This is a genomic window from Streptomyces sp. CAU 1734 (genome assembly GCF_039888735.1).
In the GTDB taxonomy this organism is placed as follows: domain Bacteria; phylum Actinomycetota; class Actinomycetes; order Streptomycetales; family Streptomycetaceae; genus Streptomyces.
The window spans coordinates 261,113-276,475 of the sequence record NZ_JBDQQP010000012.1; the positions used below are offsets into that span (position 1 = coordinate 261,113).

Sequence of the window (15,363 nt, forward strand, 5' to 3'; positions counted from 1 at the left end):
GGACGGGAGCGGTGAGCGCGGACGACGAAGACGTGGGTGATGCATGGGCGGGCAAGTCGACTTCCTTCCTGGTTGCGGTGTGGAGCAGGGGGCGCCGGGATGGTCTCATCATGTCCGACCGGAATGGGCGCCAGGGAACAGAGTTCTGGGACCGGGCTCCCCTCAGGCTGAACGGAGAGCACCGGCGACCGCCCCGACGCAGGCGAGGGTGTCCTCGCGGTACACGGACACCGGTGTGTGCGGATACGCCGGGGACTCGTACACCGTGGTGGAGACCCCGCCGGTGACGCCCCGGGCCCTCCAGCCCCGGTGCCCGCGGACCGCGTGCTCGATCTGATTGCGGTGTTCGATCAGGACATACGCGCTGCGTTCGGCCGACCGGGCATCGAAGCGCCCCGCGATCAGGCAGTTGTTGCGCCCCAGCGTCCTGGAGAAGCCGGTCTGCGACGGGACCATCGACTCCTCCAGGAGCCGGCGGAGCAGGCGGTCCGCGCGGCACTCGCAGACCTCAACCCGGCAGAGCTGGATGTCGGCCCAGTTGAGCAGAGAGCCGATGGCGGAGGTGATCTCGGCGACCTCCCGCTTCCCGGTCTCCATGAAGGGGTCATCGGGTCCGTCGGGCATGTGCAGAATCGCTTCGGTCGCCAGACTCTCCTGCCGTATCGCGCCGAGAGCCAGACGCAGCGGTGCGAAGCAGCCGAGAGGCGGGCCGGCGCCGAGCTCGCCGATCGGACCGGACGTGCACAGAATCCGCGCGGCGTCCTGGGCCTGCTCGTAAGACGTGAAAATCACGGAGCCTCCTTGACGTGCGGGCACCGCCCGGCGACGCCTTGTGCGATGAACGGGGTGAGGGGTGTTGCCCGCCGGGGGCTTGAGTCCAGAGCAAGCCCCCGGCGGGCGTCAGGCCCGGCGCAGGGCGCCGACGAGCGCGGTACTCAGAGCGGCGGGGATCTCGCCGACCTCGCTGATGTCCATCCGGTGAACACCACCGGGCAGCACGCTGGACCGGGGATCGAGGCAGACCCAGAGCACCAGGACTCCCGCCCGGATCAACCGCCGAACAATCCGTTCGCCACCGGCCCGCTCCTCGGGCTCCCAGTGACCGTCGGACACGATGACAAGGACCCGAGCGCCCTCGCTGCGGGAGAGACCCAGAACGCCGTCCAGCGCGTTGGCGGCTTCGGTGAAGCGGTGGTTGCCGTCGTTCGCGAGGAACTCGGTGACCCGGGACGGAGGCTGCCCCGGGGAGGCGATCGAGGTGACGGCCGTACCGAAGGCCACCGTCGCCGCCCTCCCTGCGACCTCACGGGTGGCGTGCGCGAAGCTCCATGCCGCCGAGGCAATGACCGGGGTGTAGTGGCGCATCGAGCCCGACACATCGACGGCCACGCCGACGGCGACCGGCGGCTCGTCCGAGTGCACACGCCTGACCGAGCGGAAAGGACGTGCGGTCACCGGCATCCCCATGGCGCGCTGCGCCGCACCGAGCATGGCGTCCCGGCCGGACAGGCGTCCCGGCGGGAAGGCGGAGGCGACACGGACCCGGGCGGGCTCGCGGAACCTGGCCTTGGCGAGCGCGGCCCCCAGCCGCCGGGCGGCTGCACGCTCCAGAGGGGTGGGCGCGCGACGTCCGCTGATCGGATTCTGCGGCGACATCCGGACCGAGGACGGTGCGGGCGCGGGTGCGAACACCCTGCGGGCCGCCATCTGCGCGGCCCGGACAGCGGCGGTCTCGGCCCGACGGGCCCGCTGGCGCCGGGCAGCCTCCTGCGCTGCACGGCGCTCCTGCTCAGGATCAGGCAGTGCCCCCGTGGCGATCTGGGCCTGGACGGAGGCCGCGGTACCGACGGCGGCCACCGCAGATCCGAGCGCGTCATCGTCCGCCAGGGCCGTGGCGGGGTCCTGTGTACGCGGCTCGCCCGCCGCGCAGCCGACGCCGGGCAGATCCTCCTCCTCATCCGCTCCGACAACCTCGACCCACCGGCGCGCGACTTCCAGCAGGCCGTCCTGGTCGCCGTCGGCGAGCGTCAGGACCTCCAGCCACAGGGCACGGAGGCGGGCGAGATCGCCGGTGCCGAGAGCAGACTCGGCGGCCTCACGCACCGGCTGGGCCTCAGCCTCGGCGAGAACACCGGCATCGACCCGGCCCAGGATGAGAGCCGCGCCAGCCGCAGCGCGCCACCGGTCGTGCAGCGGGCCGGCGGTGCGCTGGGCGGGCAGCACGATGGTGCTCGCGCACGCGCGCAGGAAGACACGGTCACCCGGGCGTTCCTGGAGATGGCGGGCCTCGATCCGGGGCTCTTCGAGCAGGACGGCAGCGCGGATCACCGCACGGCCCGCGTCCGCTTCACCCCAGCGGGTGCTGCGCGCGTGGCCCGCCTCGTGGGCGGACATGCCCATGATCACCGGGTGCCGCAGCTGACCCGAGATGCTGAGCGGGTCGACGTGATCCGGGTGGGTGCCTTCCTTGAGGGCAACCGCCCCGTTGACGGTGACCTTGATCAGCCGCGGGTCGAACCATGCGGCTTCGGCCGTCGGCGCGCCGTCCCACACCATGGTGAGCAGCACGTCGTCACGGCCGGCGAGGGTGTTGATGATGGAGCCGAGCCGCCGGGCGAGCGCGCTGCGGGCCTCTGCGAGATCCGTTTCAGCGTCTTCCTGCTGGCTGGGCGGTGCGGTCACCGGGGTGCTCGTCACCGGCGACCCGCAGGAATCCTGGAGCCCAGTGACAGAGGAGGGATCTGGCCGAACCGATCCTTCATGGCCTCGGCGAACTCGCTGCGGTCCTGGGCGGGGCACTTGCGCAGCAGACTGGCCACGGCGAGTTCCAGTCCGAAGCGTCGAGTGGTCTCGCTGAATGCCAGCGCGTCGCGCAGCTGTGGGGTCCAGCCTTCGTACGTTTCGTTGAGCCTGCGGCTTTCCAAGTTCTTGGCTACGGTGATCAGGTCCGCCGGCACCCCGAGGTCGGCGGCCAGGTCCCAGTCGGTGGTCACTTCGGCATGGTGGTGGAACCGGCTCAGCAGGGCGTCACTGAGGTGCGCACCGGGAAGGTCCGGGTTGCAGGCACCGATGACGAACCAGTTGGGACCGAGCTTGAGCGGGGGGAGCTTCGGGTTCATGGGGACGCGCAGCTCACTGCGGCCGTCCATGAGTCCGTACAGCACGGTCAGCGCCCGGGGGTCGATCAGGGCGATCTCGTCGACCAGGAGAGGGATGTCGTTCTCGATGCTGCGGATCAGCGGGCCGGAGACCCACTCGAAGACGCCCGTCGCCGGGTCCTGGACGAAGGTGCCGAGGAAGTCCGCTGGATCGGTGTCCGCGGTGCCGACGATCGTCTCCAGACCGGTGTGGAGACCGGGGACGGTGTCCCGGACGAACGCGGCCTCGCTCAGGGCGGTCTTGCCCGTGCCAGGCGGCCCGACGAGCAGGACGTGCTCGCGGTGGCTGCGGGCGTCGCGAAGGAACGCGAGGTCTTCCAGGTTGCCGAGCATCCTGGGGTGATAGAGCTGCCCGTTCGGGCGGATCTGTGGCCCGATGGGCGGGAGCGCCGTGGAGAGCGTCGGGGGAGGTGAAGCGGGAGGCCGCTGCTGGGTGCGCCGACGCTCATCCTCCTTCAGCGCGGTCAGGCCACTCTGCTTCATCCGGTTCGTGAACGTGGACAAGGGACTCCTGGGGTCGGAGGGTGATGGGCCGGAGTGGCGTGCTGCTAGAAATCAGAGCCGGGGATGACGGAGGCGTTGGGGAGGTCACTGCCCTTCTGGCGGGCGGACCTGCCGAAGTGACGCGCAATCTCGTGGGCGTCCTTGCCGCCGTCCCTGGTGCGGGCGATCGAAGCGGGGAGGAGGAAGGTGGTGAACTCCCTGCTCGGCTCGTAGCCCTTCTTCTCCTTTTCACGGGTCCGCTTCACCACCTCGGCCAGGGCCGCTACGGCGGTGATGCCGTCCTTCCGCAGTCCGATCTGGCCGGTGCCGCCGCGGGCGCCGTGGAGGCCGAGCGCGATCGAACTCTCCCCGTCGGCGACGACGATGAGGCGATAGAACTTGTTGCTGTTGCCGTCCTCGTAATGGAGTTCCCAGCCGAAGCCGAGAACGTCGTCACTGGAAGTCAACTGGTGCACCCTCCACATGGGAAAAGTCTTCGCGGGTTCAGAGTGCGGGGTTCTGGAGCTCCAGCCGCAGTGTGGGCTGGAGCATTCCAATAACCTCTATTGTACTCATAGTGCGGGTCTAAGGCAAGTTGAAGCCGGTGGCGGGTTGCTCGATTTCCCTACCATCTCCACTGCGGCAGGAACACGGCCATGCACGCCGAGTCCTACACTCGGTTCCTGCTTCCAAGCACGGGGGAGACCGCCACAGTGAACACCGCACAGTCCGCTACTGAGGCGGACGCCGTCGACGTTCCGATCTACACCAGCCTCGTCGAGGAGCGCGGCGACGTCCTTGCCGAGGTGCGCCGCACAGCCGAGCTGGCGCGCCGCGAGGCCGAGCCGGCCCTTGACTTCAGCCTGATCCCCACCTCGGCGAACTGACTGGAAGCGCGAACACGGCGTCCGGGGTGATCCCCCGGCCGCCAACGGGCGGCGTCATGCTGACGTGCCGTCGACGGTCCGCCTCGCCCGGCCCGGGTGATCGCATTGCGGTGATCGGCTCGACAGGCAGATCCGCTCGATCAGGCGCATCTGCGAGGAAGCCTTCTCGTCCCACTCGCACCGGCGTTCCTCGGAGACCCTGGCCATGTTCCGGCCGACGGGAATGAAAGGTGAGCCGGGATGGCCAGGCCAACGGTTCCCCGTGAACGGGTCGAAGTTCATGTTCCGGTAGTCCAGCCACGCTCGCCGGTGACGCGGGCACATCTCGACAGGTGGGCGGACCGTGTACCGCTGATCGGGCGGGAACAGGGTGTTGGTGTCCAGGTGGCGACTGCGACGCCATGCTGCGGCGTCCCAGCTGTGCCACTGGACCCTGATCTCGTCAGGGACGGGCACGCCCAGATACCGGGCCGGGATGTCTTCCTTGACATGCTGGGCCGTCATTGTGCCTCCTTCGTCGGGCGAACGCGGAAAGGGGGAGCCAGGTGGCCCGTCGGGGGAACGGAGGGCCATGAGTCGGCGGAGGTCGTGACGAGCCGGCCGTTGGCGTTGAGCTTGAGGTAGGGGCGCATGATCTCCGGGACGGGCGTCGTGTCCCGGATACCGCGCGCGACGGCGCCCGATTCGCCTGTGGTCATGAACTCGTTGCCGATGTACTCGGTGTAGGCAGGCGGAATTGCCTCGGTGAGCTCCTCGTGGATGTCGGTCCAGTGAATGCCCATGGCCTGCTGCATCTCGCGGACGCTGCCCTTCCCACCACCCTTGCCGTACGCCGCGATGTATGGCCCGTCGCGCCAGACGCCGTGCCGCATTCCTCGCACGTATCCGCGATGGGGCTGGTGCGGGCGCTGGTTGGCGGGCCAGTAGTCGATCTCGAAGTACCGGTGCCGCAGAACTCCGAGCCCGAACATCTCGCCGCACAGGACCAGGTCCCGTCTCAGCTGGGAGCCTTGGACGTTCTCGACGACGGACGGAACGCCATACCAGGCGAACAGGTCACGAGTGGCCGGGATCAGGTCGATGTACTCGCGGCCCTTGTTCGTGCCCTTGGTCAGGGTGCACGAGTGCTGGCAAGGGGGTGACGCATGGACGAGGTCGAACTCCTGCACATGGGCGTGCGCGAACGCCAACGCATCGGCTTGGTGGAACTCGAAGGGATAGTTCGGCCGCGGGCGGATGTCGATACCCACGACGTCGAAACCGGCCTGAAAATAGCCCATTCCAGCACCGCCGGCGCAGCAGAACAGGTCCAGCACACGCGGCCTCCGACCAGGAAAGGAGGGGCGCCTGGGAAGTCGGCCGCGCCGCCGGGACCGGCACGCGCTTGTGACACAGCACGGCAGATCCATCTGTCCGGGCCCCCACCGAGTGGGAGGGGAGTCCAGCACGGCAAGCGGACCGGTCACCTGGTCGCCGAGGCGCCCGGAAGGCGCCGGATCAGGAACGACGGGGCACCGCAGGCGGCCCCGGCTGCCAGTTCCGAAGAGCTGTGGACGTAGCCGGAACTCAGACTGACCGGCGCGAGGCCGAGGCTGTAGTCGGCCGTCACCTCGCGGACATGGACGGCGGCCAGCACCGCGGGCACGTCGGCGTCATGAACGGCATGGATGATCACCTTCAACTTCGAACTGCTGCTCAGAGTGCCCTCCTTGAGCACGGGGACAGGGCGGGACGAGGCGCACGGAGGGGTCCGCCCATGCTTGACATCAGGGAACCCAGCCGATTCGGCGGAGTCCGTGGGGTGCGCAGCACGGGGTCGGCCCACATCCTGCACCGGCCGGTGCAGGCAGCGCCCCCGGAGTATCCAGCTATCGCTAAAATACTCCAGAAGGCGTTATTCATCAAGTGAGAAGGCTTAGTGTGAGGCTTGGTGAACGGACACACCGAGCCCTCGGAGCGGAGCGGCAGGGCAGGCGGGTGCCGGCTGCCTGGAAGGCGAGGGTGAATGTCTCCGGGGCGATCACGCGGACTGCGGCGGCCGGGGCCTTCCCGTGAACGTCGTGCCGGACTGGCGATCCGCTGAGGCTGACGTCGGCCAGAGAGTCCCGGTCAGCCCATTCCCGTACGAAGGAACCAGGCCACGGCCATGTCCGCCTCTACGCAGGCACCACACGGAACCTCGGCGCGGCCGACGTGCCACCGATACCCACTGCGCGTCCCGCAGCCCGGTTTCGCCATCACGGCGGCGCCGGGTCGAATGTGCGCTGCGGTGGGCCTCGCGCCGCTGTTCACCCTGCTGTACTGCGCCGAGAGGAGCTCGACGGAACGTTCGCGGGCCGGCGGCCCCTGAGGGGCCGCGCTCTTGCTCGTCTCCGCGGCTGTGCATGCGAAGCACCGGCACCCCTTCCGGTAGGTGCGCCGGATCCCGTGCTCCCGACCGTCATCCGGGATCGGCTGCGGCCGCTTCGGCGGCCGACTCCCACGGGAGAGCGCGTACCGTTCCCGCCCGTCTAGGCCACCGCGAATTCCCGAGCGATCTTCGGCGCTCATTCCTTGCTCGGCCAGCAGCTCGGCATCAAGGCACTGCTGTCGTACCGGGCAGGAGGCGCATATCGAGCGTGCGAGCTCCATCTGGGAGATGAGTTCGTTACTGAGCGGACCTTCCGGAAAGAAGAGGTCGGGTTCGACGGCGCGGCAATCACCCCGCTGTTCCCAGTGGGGGGAGGTCATTCAGGTCGCCCCCCGTGGCGGGCGCTGTCAGGGGCCAACCGAGGTCAACTCCTGCTGTCGCGTGGGAATGGGCGACTCGCTGGTCCACCACGTGAACCCCTCGAAGCCGGACTCACTCCGCACCGCTTCGAGGCACTTGCACGGTGAGTCGGTGAACCCGAACCGACCAGCTCGCAGTGAGGCCTTTCGCCCGGCCGGCCGAAAGGAGCGCCCTCGCGGGCCGAAAGCGGGATCTGCGTCACGTCGGTTCCCCGCGAGAGCGCGCTATCAGGGCGTGAAGTCCAACCGTTCGTCAGCGGGTCAGCAGAATGTCGATGCCCATCAGCTCCCGCCGATCGCGGCCGCGGTGGCACGCGGCGATGCTGTCGATACTCAAGCCGCCCACGGCAGGATGCGCGTCGGTGAACGAGCTGTGCCTTCACGGCGATTCACCCTCCGATGATCTGGGCCCGAGTCCGAACAGCCCGACTTGGACATCGAGACACGACTTTCAGCCGCTTGATGATCGAGCCAAGCGCCTGTGGACAAGTCCGGGCGCTGAGACTTGTGGAGTTCCGGCGATCATGGTCTAGCAGGCGCTCCGGCGTCGACCGGCACCGGAGACCTCGCCACAGCCATCACCGTCAGCCGCAACGAGGACGGAGACAGGTCGAGCCTGAACACTCCTGATTGGCGCGGGCTGCCGGAGGTGATGCCCATCACGGCTGCCCAAGTGATAGAAGACCCGCACAGTTCACCGTGGAATTAGGCTGTGTCCATGTCACGGAAAGCAGCACCCCTCGTCGCCATCCTGAGCGTCGCCGCCCTCGCGGCGTGCTCGTCGGACAGCTCGGGGAAGGACGCGGATATCGTCGACCGCCCCATCACCAAGCAGCTTGGTCAAAGCGAGATCGCGCAGGCGCTTCCCGGTGAGGGCGAAGTCCTCACCGGGTGGGAACCATACAAAGGCAAGCGTGTCACCAAGGACGGCACCTACTGCACATCATCTGACTCCGCTGGCGCTCCCGAAGGGTGGGTGCGAGGCGGCTCGGCCTGGTTCAACCAGGGCGGCTCCACCGACAACATGATGGATATCGGCATCTGCTTGTATGACACGGCCGAGAATGCCCGAGCCGCCTACGAGGCGTGGAAGGGTAAGGAGCCGGACAAGGAGAAGGCGCTCGGTAAGGGGGTGGGCGAGGAGTCCGTGCTGGTCGTCAATCCCGGCGTGAGCGACGACATGATCCATGCGCTGAGCCGCTCGGGCAAGGTCAACATCCGGGTGAAGGTCGACGGAACCGGCGGCGAAACCACAGGTGCCGAGGATGTCCTGGCCGCCGCACTCAAACGGCTCCAGCAGGTTCAGGAGGGCGAACGGGCCACGGCCACCGCTGCGGATCAGGCCGACGAGTAGTGAGCCCCGGGGCCGATCGGTTTCGGAGGACCTCAGCAACTCGCCGACCGGACGACGGCGAGTTGCTGAGCGGAAGAGTCCACCGGACTCCGGCGCCCTCGCTGGATCCATTGCGCCGCGGCTGAGCTGCCCGAGCCTGCGCGGGATCGGGGGCATTGAGGGCGTGGTGGCCTCCTTCGGGCACGTTCTCGCAACCGGGCCGGAGGAGGAAGAAGCCAGCATCCCTCCGGCCCAGGCCATGGCAACGCCTCAATGCTTCTACATATGGACCGGCTGGCCTTCCGATTGCCGGGGCCGGGGCGTCGCGGTCATGCCGTAACCGCAGAAAGCAGGGCGAGCGGCGAGCGCTGCCCCTTGCCGACGGCCCGAAGGCTCCCCCAGTCCACCTCGGGGTGACCGGCCGGCAGGGCGTCGATGTCACCAGCGCGGTACAGGGCGACATCAACGGCCCCGGCCCCGGGACGTGCCGAACCTGACCTCGACCGTGTCGGACGGCCGGATCCACCCAGACGCACCATGTGATCGAAGTCGGCGCGCCGCACGGACAGCCGCTGAGCCGCCTGCTCGGGACCGAGCGGCTGGTTGTTCTCCACCAGCTCCGCCAGGTCCCCGCGGGCGCAGACGGCGTCCACCTGGTCCGGATTGACCAGAGACCCGTCGGGGTTGGCGCTGAGCTCGGTGAGAAGCTTCAAGTCGATGAGCCTGCGGATCACGAAGGAAGAGACCACTCGTCTGTCGCCCCGTGAATGCGGAGTCCCCAGGGCTTCGGCGATCCGGTCCGCCGCGGCGGCGCCGGAGATCGGCGCCGGTAGAGACGCGCGGATCGCCTTCGCGTTCATCGCCTCCACTGCGGTCCGTGACCAGCGTTGACCGGAGGCGTCAGGGGCAGGGATGAGCTTGGTGTGCCGCGCCCACCGGAAAGAGGCCACGGGGACGTACAGGCGCTTTGCGGCCTGCCGCTCGTCGTACTCGGTTCGTTGAGCCATGGGATTCCCTTCGTGACGGTCCACCGCAATTTAGTGGACATATCGCCATGAATCACTTGACGTTGGGCTTTTAAGGGCTAAGAGTTGCGCGAGCTTGCCACTCTTGCCCGGCCGCGCGCACCCAATCGGTGCATCAAAGTTGACTCATGGAGTACATTAGAGATAGGGTGTTGCTCGCCCCGGCCCTCCACCAGTTCCACACCGACGAACCGCCAGGGACCTACCCATCGGCCTGCGCCGCCAGCGGAATGGCGCTCCTGTGTGTCTGGCGCCGGCCGACGGCGGCCACCTCGACATCGTCACCGAGAACGGCGTCGCAGTGAGCATCACGAACGCCGCCGAGGAGATCAGCGCCCCGCGACCGGCTGGACCAGGACCTCCCTTCTCCGTTGCATACATGAGTGGCGACGTGTCTGGCCCACGCTGCCACCGAAGCCCGACCACTTCGCCAACCAGGAGACGGATGCGCGAGTGCGGCAACCCCCTGGTGACCGCCCGCGCCCGCCGCCCCTCTCACCTAAGGAGCACCTCGTGCGCATCACGATTTGGCACAACGTCCACCGCGACCACTACAACGGCTACGTGCGCCACCACCCGATGCTGCGGGTGTTCTCCTACCAGGCCCCGCCAGGGGATCCGGAAACCGAACTCTGGCGGGCCGTGAAGATGTTCAACGCCCCGTTCGAGCTTCTGGCTCGCGGTGACCGCGCCATCGCCGCCGACTACTACCGGCTGCACCTGCGCTCGTTCTCACCGGGCGACGGACTCAGCGTTCTGCCGGAAGGCTCCACCGCAGAGCAGTTCTGGACCGCCAACGGCGCACAGTTGCAGCCGCAGCCTGCAGCCTTCATGTACCTCACGGTCGAAGGCATCTTCGGATCCGAGCCGCTCGGCGAACCCGTCACCTACATGATCCCTCTGCTCGGAGGCCAGATCCGGGAAGGGCTGTTCGAAGTCGGAGCCGACGCTGACCTGCAGAAGGCGATCGCCACGCACCACGGCGTGGGACACGCCGATGTCGTCATCATCTCGAAGCGCTAGCAGCTGCCCGCGCATCACGGCCGAGCCTGATGTTCCCGGAAGAGCGTCCCCGCGGAGCGAGGCCGAGGCCCGGCCGATCGGAAGTGCGTCAGCGAGTCGCAGTCCAGGGGGGACAAGCCCGATGTTGCTGCACAGCCGGAGCCGACTGGTGGTATCGCGGGGCATGACCTGATCGGCTGGCGCTGCGCCAGCGGAGTCGTCCTCCGCGGCCATGTCGGCGTACACACTTACGTGGCCAGTGAGGTACAGCGATACGTCCCCACCCGGAAGGTGGTCGTGCGCAGGTAGTGAAGCCGTGGCCACCCGACTTCACAGGGTGCGGGACACGACGGTCCGTCAAGGGCGCCCTACGGGCGTCGCTGCGCGATGGGGCTACGCCTCACCCTGGACCGACCGACCGCCCTGTCCCGAGGCCGGCTGGCTATCGGCCGGTCCCGGCCGTGCGGCGGCCAAGCAGCCGAGGACGTTCGCCCGTACCGAGCCGGCCGGATAAGCCCGTACGCCGACAGGCCAGGCCAGATCGACACCACAGGTCTGCTCGGCACCGTCCGGTGTCCTGCGTTGAGCAACGAGCTCCTGCGCATCCGGCGCCTGACGCCGATCGCCGTCCCAGGACAGCCTCGACCCATCCGGTTCCCCACCACCTCGGCAGCGCACCCGACCTGCCACCCTCAGCCGCCCCGGCGTGGGCCCGTATGCCGACTCCATCCCATTACTCCGTTCTGCGGCAGGGCATACAGGCCCGACACTCGGCACGTCCGGTCGCCGATCTCTGTCCACAGGCCGAAGCGAGCAGGGTGGCAGCGCGTCTTGAGCAGACGCGTGTGGACGCTATCGAGAGGAGCAATGTGACATCGCCATTGGACTTCGCTGCACGAGAAGACCGGCAGGGAGGGGACCTGCGGTCCTATGCAGAGGGAGCAGTACGACTCGACTTGAGCATCTGTTCCAACACCATGGGCCCCCCGCCGAGCGCTGTCGCGGCACTCCGGGAGTTCGCGACGAGACGGCCGAGGGAACTGGTTCCGCCGCCTTACGAGGCGGGACAGCAGTACATCCAGGCATACGCGGCCTACGTCGGAGCCCAGGAGCCTGACTTGCTGTGCGGTCGGGGCGTCACCGAGTTTCTGGTCGTGCTTTCACGAGTCCTGGCCGGACGGGACGTCGCACTGGTGCCGCCGGAGTACACCGAGACGCTCAACCGATTCGCCTACGCGACGCACTACGGACCGGCAGACGCGGCCCATGACACGGCGGCAGCCCGCCTGCGCAGGGTCGAACACGCGATGGCGAACCATCGCTACGTTCTCCTCTCCAACCCGAACAACCCCCTTGGCATTCACCACTCGCGGCAGGAACTACTGGAGGTGTGCCGTGCCCATCCTCAGAGCACGCTGATCGTCGACGAGGAGTACGTTCACCTTGGCCCCCGAGGCGTGAGCCTGGTCGGAGCCGACCTTGACAACGTCCTCGTCCTGCAGTCGAGCGGAAAGACGTTCGGCCTCACGGGGACGCGAGCCGGTGTGCTCTGGACGCACAACCTCCCGCTGCGGCAGACCGTCGCCGAGCACTTGCCCACATGGCCGCTGTCGCTCCTCGACGCCGTAGTGACCACGGCTGCACTGAGCGATACAGGCTGGAGCGGGACGACACTCCCGTATGTGCGCGGATTCGCACGTCGCCTGGAGGAGCTGCTCGTCTCGCGCTTCGACTCCGTTGTTGCGGCTGACATCCACTACCGCTTCATCCATCTCACCGATCCGGAGCCCACGGTCCGCCACCTGGAGAAGCACGGTATCGCCGTGCGGGCCTTCGACGGACGTATCCGCGGTCGCGCTTCAGGCATCCGACTGATGACACCGGTCACCGAGATGGATTTCGACCTGCTCGACCGAGCCCTGAGAGACCTACCGGAGCACCGTTGATTCTCACCGTGGACACCACGACCGATACCTACGAAGCGGCCCTCCACGCGCTGCACGCTGCCTACGACATCCCCTGCGCGCACAGGGCCGCGCGTGGGCCGACGAGGACATCCCCCTACCCGGGAAAGTCCGTGCTGCAGGACCTCGACAAGGAGTTGCCGTCAACTGCGCCCTGAGGCGCACGCCTCTTGAGGGGCCGTGTCCTCCCGGCCGGGGCAGCCGTCGTTCGACGGCCGGCGGCGCCCCGGAACAAGGAGGCGGAGGAGAGGAAGAGTCCGAGTCGCGCCGCACACCGCCAGGCAGGTATAGAGGGTGGAGGTCAACCTGGCGCTCGCGAGGCACCGCGGCCCAGCCGTCGCAGTGAGAGATGCGAGCGAACCCTCTAATGATTGACTCATGCCCCCTAGTGAAGTAAAGTAGAGATCATATCTCGGATGCGAAGACCCCAGGCGACCGAACTCGTTGCCGCGACGCCCGCCGGAACTGCCTCTCTGTCCCTGGTCGGACCGCGCTCTGCCTGACGTTGTCTCACTCCCTCAGATGTTGCTGAAGGGCTACGCCTCGTTGCGGGCCCATCCAAACGACCGGGCGATCCACTCGCAGGATCGCCTGGGAAGGACTTGCCTGTGACGTTCCCCTTTAGGCCGGGAGAGGTCCTGGTGCGCAGCGAGCTGCACCGCCTCCTCGGCGGTCGCCTGCATCCCCGGGTCAGCCCGTCGGCGCGTACCGAGAACGTGTTCCTCTTCGCCGCTCACTCCGATCCGCTCCGACGGCTGGAAGGCTTCACCGGCCATCATTTCCACTTCGTCGGCGAGGGGCGTTCAGGGGGAGATCAGCAGCTCAAGGGCGGCAACGCGACCGTGGTCCGACATGCCAGCGAAGGCAGGACGCTGCGGCTGTTCGCCTCCGCAACCGAGGCGGAGTCGGGGCAGGTGCGTTACCTCGGCGCCTGGGCGTTGGACGCCGACTTGCCCTTTGTGCGTACAGACATCGCAGTTCGGGGCCGTCCGGATCAGCCCAGCAACAGCGTGCTCGTGTTCCGGCTGCTGCCGCTGACCCCGGTCCCTTCCGGCTTGCCCCGTGCATCGCCCGTGCCCCTGCAAACTCTGGTGAGCGAGGTGGATCTGTTCGCTCCGTTCCGTACGGACCCAACCAGCCCAGGCCAGCTGACAGCCATCGAGGCGACCGCGCAGACGTTGCTGCAGGACTACCGCGACCACCTTCGAGTCGCTGGCCACCCGCTGAGTCGCTACGAGATCGCGCCCGCCCGGACGCTGGACCGCTTCTCGGTGGACCTGTTGGACCACGCACGTAACGAACTCATCGTTGCCCGCGGGAGCGTCGCTCGTACGTACGTGCGCGCCGCATTGGGCGAACTGAGCGATCTAACACGTCACTTCAAGTCCGAGCCCGCCTCCGCCGTGTTGTTGCCCAGCCTGCCGCGAGGGGACCTCGTTGACCTGTGCGGGACCTGGGGCGTCTCGATCATCTACCCGGCTGCGGATAGCGGCTTCCAGAGGAGGGAGCCTGCCCGGAGCTGAGCTCCGCCTCCGGTCAGAACCGCCACTGGAGTTCGTCGATCCCGGGTGTTACGGAGGAGTCCTATCCGGAGGTACGCCCGCTACGTTGCCTGTCTCATCGGCGGCCCCGCTCGCTCCCGGGCCCTCAGCCGCCTCAGGTTCAGGGACCATGCGATGGTACTGAGGCTGGAACAGCACGGTGGTGGTGCCCTTCTCGACTCCGCGGGGCCGGGTTACCTGGAGGGTGACCAGTCTCTGTGGCCAGGAATGGGACCGGTGCGGGCGGGGCGATGCAGAAGAACCAGGCGATGGACGTGCTCGAGAACGGCAGGGTCGCGCAGATCGGCAGGTCCGGGCAACGCTGACTGAAGGGCTGGTTGCGGGACCGAGGTGGGCACTGGTGACGGCGGGAACGTGCAGCTCGCGGGCCAGGTAGGCGAGCTTTGCCGCACTGCGGCTTGGTCGGGCCGGCTCTTGGCCGTCGGCCGTCGTTCAGGCCCCGGCGAATCGCTGGCGATGCCTACTCCCATGGCTAGCCGGGCATCACACGCTCCCGATCCACAAGGCGAGTTCCTCGGCGGCCTCGCCGTTGGCCTTTATCAGGGACTCTCTGTCGACAAGCAGGTCTTCAATGGCAACGCGGCACTCCGAGAGCAGCCGGGACTCGGGGTCTGCTTCCGCACCGGAGAGTCGAGCCACGAGCCTGTGCACCAGATCGCGGATCGCATGGGCACGCTCGGAGCTCACGCAGAGCACCTCGGCAGAGTCGGGAGCGTTATCCATCCGCGCTCCTTCCCCGGGCTGCGCGACGCGCCTTCATGCGGGTGAGGATCTGTGCCGGGGTCGCCGGCACCCAGCGGTGCAGACCGGCCGCAGCTACCCACCTCTGGCCATGGTGGCGCTGCGGGGTGCCGCACCAGCGGCAGCTGTATGGCTGTGGCGGTGCGCCATTGGGGTGCCGAATCGGCTCCCGGCGTAGGCCAGTTTCGCGAGCGGTGGTGACGAGGTGTGTCATGAGGCTCTCACTTCTGCCCGCAGCGGGACGAGCTGGCCAGCGGTGGAGTGGCGCTGAGACGGGGCCACAGCATACGCACACCCTCTGAATATACTCCATTAGGCGGTGGGTGTGCAATTAAAGACACCTAATGGTGAATGCTGGTCCGGCTGGGTGGCGACCGTCCACGCCACTTCGACGGACCGTTCCGCTGAGCCTGCGCGGTCCGGGGCGCGGGTGCGGTCC

Annotated in this window: 15 protein-coding genes and 1 pseudogene; 6 read left to right on the top strand and 10 right to left on the bottom strand. The window is 68.0% G+C overall.

Going from position 1 to position 15,363, the window contains the following annotated elements:
• Positions 1-162: 162 nt before the first annotated feature.
• The 4 genes from AAFN69_RS24085 to AAFN69_RS24100 all read right to left on the bottom strand — a co-directional run bounded on the left by AAFN69_RS24085 (position 163) and on the right by AAFN69_RS24100 (position 4,108).
• On the bottom strand, positions 163-792 hold the full coding sequence (locus AAFN69_RS24085; protein WP_347730791.1) for a hypothetical protein: 630 nt from the start codon (positions 790-792) through the stop codon (positions 163-165).
• 108 nt (positions 793-900) lie between these two features.
• Entirely contained in the window at positions 901-2,697 is a 1,797-nt protein-coding gene (locus tag AAFN69_RS24090) for a VWA domain-containing protein (protein WP_347730792.1), read from the bottom strand.
• The gene (locus tag AAFN69_RS24095) at positions 2,694-3,662 is read right to left on the bottom strand and encodes a MoxR family ATPase (protein WP_347730793.1); all 969 of its coding nucleotides are present in this window, start codon (positions 3,660-3,662) and stop codon (positions 2,694-2,696) included. Before AAFN69_RS24095 ends, AAFN69_RS24090 begins: the two co-directional genes overlap by 4 nt.
• A gap of 44 nt (positions 3,663-3,706) precedes the next feature.
• A complete protein-coding gene (locus AAFN69_RS24100; RefSeq protein ID WP_347730794.1) occupies positions 3,707-4,108 on the bottom strand; it encodes a WGR domain-containing protein in 402 nt (133 codons plus the stop codon).
• 246 nt (positions 4,109-4,354) lie between these two features.
• Between AAFN69_RS24100 and AAFN69_RS24105 the strand changes: the two genes are divergently transcribed.
• Positions 4,355-4,528: a hypothetical protein gene (locus AAFN69_RS24105; protein WP_347730795.1), complete on the top strand. Its 174-nt coding sequence runs from the start codon at positions 4,355-4,357 to the stop codon at positions 4,526-4,528.
• A gap of 54 nt (positions 4,529-4,582) precedes the next feature.
• Here AAFN69_RS24105 and AAFN69_RS24110 read toward each other — a convergent pair whose 3' ends face one another.
• The 4 genes and pseudogenes from AAFN69_RS24110 to AAFN69_RS24125 form a co-directional block, all read right to left on the bottom strand.
• Positions 4,583-5,032 carry a hypothetical protein gene (locus tag AAFN69_RS24110; protein WP_347730796.1) on the bottom strand — a complete coding sequence of 150 codons (450 nt, stop codon included), beginning with the start codon at positions 5,030-5,032 and terminating at the stop codon, positions 4,583-4,585.
• Between the two features lie 191 nt (positions 5,033-5,223).
• Positions 5,224-5,808: pseudogene (locus AAFN69_RS24115) on the bottom strand (DNA methylase); the annotation flags it as partial.
• Between the two features lie 182 nt (positions 5,809-5,990).
• Entirely contained in the window at positions 5,991-6,245 is a 255-nt protein-coding gene (locus AAFN69_RS24120) for a hypothetical protein (RefSeq protein ID WP_347730797.1), read from the bottom strand.
• Positions 6,246-6,637: 392 nt separating this feature from the next.
• Positions 6,638-7,258, bottom strand: a complete 621-nt coding sequence (locus AAFN69_RS24125) for a WhiB family transcriptional regulator (RefSeq protein WP_347730798.1) — start codon at positions 7,256-7,258, stop codon at positions 6,638-6,640.
• A 757-nt stretch (positions 7,259-8,015) separates the two neighbouring features.
• Here AAFN69_RS24125 and AAFN69_RS24130 point away from each other — a divergent pair.
• Positions 8,016-8,651: a hypothetical protein gene (locus tag AAFN69_RS24130; RefSeq protein WP_347730799.1), complete on the top strand. Its 636-nt coding sequence runs from the start codon at positions 8,016-8,018 to the stop codon at positions 8,649-8,651.
• A 308-nt stretch (positions 8,652-8,959) separates the two neighbouring features.
• Here AAFN69_RS24130 and AAFN69_RS24135 read toward each other — a convergent pair whose 3' ends face one another.
• Positions 8,960-9,637 carry a hypothetical protein gene (locus AAFN69_RS24135; RefSeq protein WP_347730800.1) on the bottom strand — a complete coding sequence of 226 codons (678 nt, stop codon included), beginning with the start codon at positions 9,635-9,637 and terminating at the stop codon, positions 8,960-8,962.
• A gap of 531 nt (positions 9,638-10,168) precedes the next feature.
• Between AAFN69_RS24135 and AAFN69_RS24140 the strand changes: the two genes are divergently transcribed.
• The 4 genes from AAFN69_RS24140 to AAFN69_RS24155 all read left to right on the top strand — a co-directional run bounded on the left by AAFN69_RS24140 (position 10,169) and on the right by AAFN69_RS24155 (position 14,144).
• Positions 10,169-10,678 (top strand): hypothetical protein, encoded by a 510-nt coding sequence (locus AAFN69_RS24140; RefSeq protein WP_347730801.1) that lies wholly within the window; start codon positions 10,169-10,171, stop codon positions 10,676-10,678.
• A gap of 824 nt (positions 10,679-11,502) precedes the next feature.
• A complete protein-coding gene (locus tag AAFN69_RS24145; protein WP_347730802.1) occupies positions 11,503-12,603 on the top strand; it encodes an aminotransferase class I/II-fold pyridoxal phosphate-dependent enzyme in 1,101 nt (366 codons plus the stop codon).
• An 8-nt stretch (positions 12,604-12,611) separates the two neighbouring features.
• Positions 12,612-12,779 (top strand): hypothetical protein, encoded by a 168-nt coding sequence (locus AAFN69_RS24150; RefSeq protein ID WP_347730803.1) that lies wholly within the window; start codon positions 12,612-12,614, stop codon positions 12,777-12,779.
• Between the two features lie 483 nt (positions 12,780-13,262).
• Complete coding sequence (locus tag AAFN69_RS24155) at positions 13,263-14,144, top strand: hypothetical protein (RefSeq protein WP_347730804.1); 882 nt, start codon at positions 13,263-13,265, stop codon at positions 14,142-14,144.
• Positions 14,145-14,666: 522 nt separating this feature from the next.
• Here the strand turns inward: AAFN69_RS24155 and AAFN69_RS24160 are convergent.
• Complete coding sequence (locus tag AAFN69_RS24160) at positions 14,667-14,906, bottom strand: hypothetical protein (protein ID WP_347730805.1); 240 nt, start codon at positions 14,904-14,906, stop codon at positions 14,667-14,669.
• Positions 14,907-15,363 lie beyond the last annotated feature (457 nt).

Excerpts from the sequence above, each read along its gene's own strand:
- AAFN69_RS24125 (WP_347730798.1), bottom strand. The coding sequence starts at position 7,258 with ATGACCTCCCCCCACTGGGAACAGCGGGGTGATTGCCGCGCCGTCGAA.
- AAFN69_RS24130 (WP_347730799.1), top strand. The coding sequence starts at position 8,016 with ATGTCACGGAAAGCAGCACCCCTCGTCGCCATCCTGAGCGTCGCCGCC.
- AAFN69_RS24160 (WP_347730805.1), bottom strand. The coding sequence starts at position 14,906 with ATGGATAACGCTCCCGACTCTGCCGAGGTGCTCTGCGTGAGCTCCGAG.
- AAFN69_RS24110 (WP_347730796.1), bottom strand. The coding sequence starts at position 5,032 with ATGACGGCCCAGCATGTCAAGGAAGACATCCCGGCCCGGTATCTGGGC.
- AAFN69_RS24135 (WP_347730800.1), bottom strand. The coding sequence starts at position 9,637 with ATGGCTCAACGAACCGAGTACGACGAGCGGCAGGCCGCAAAGCGCCTG.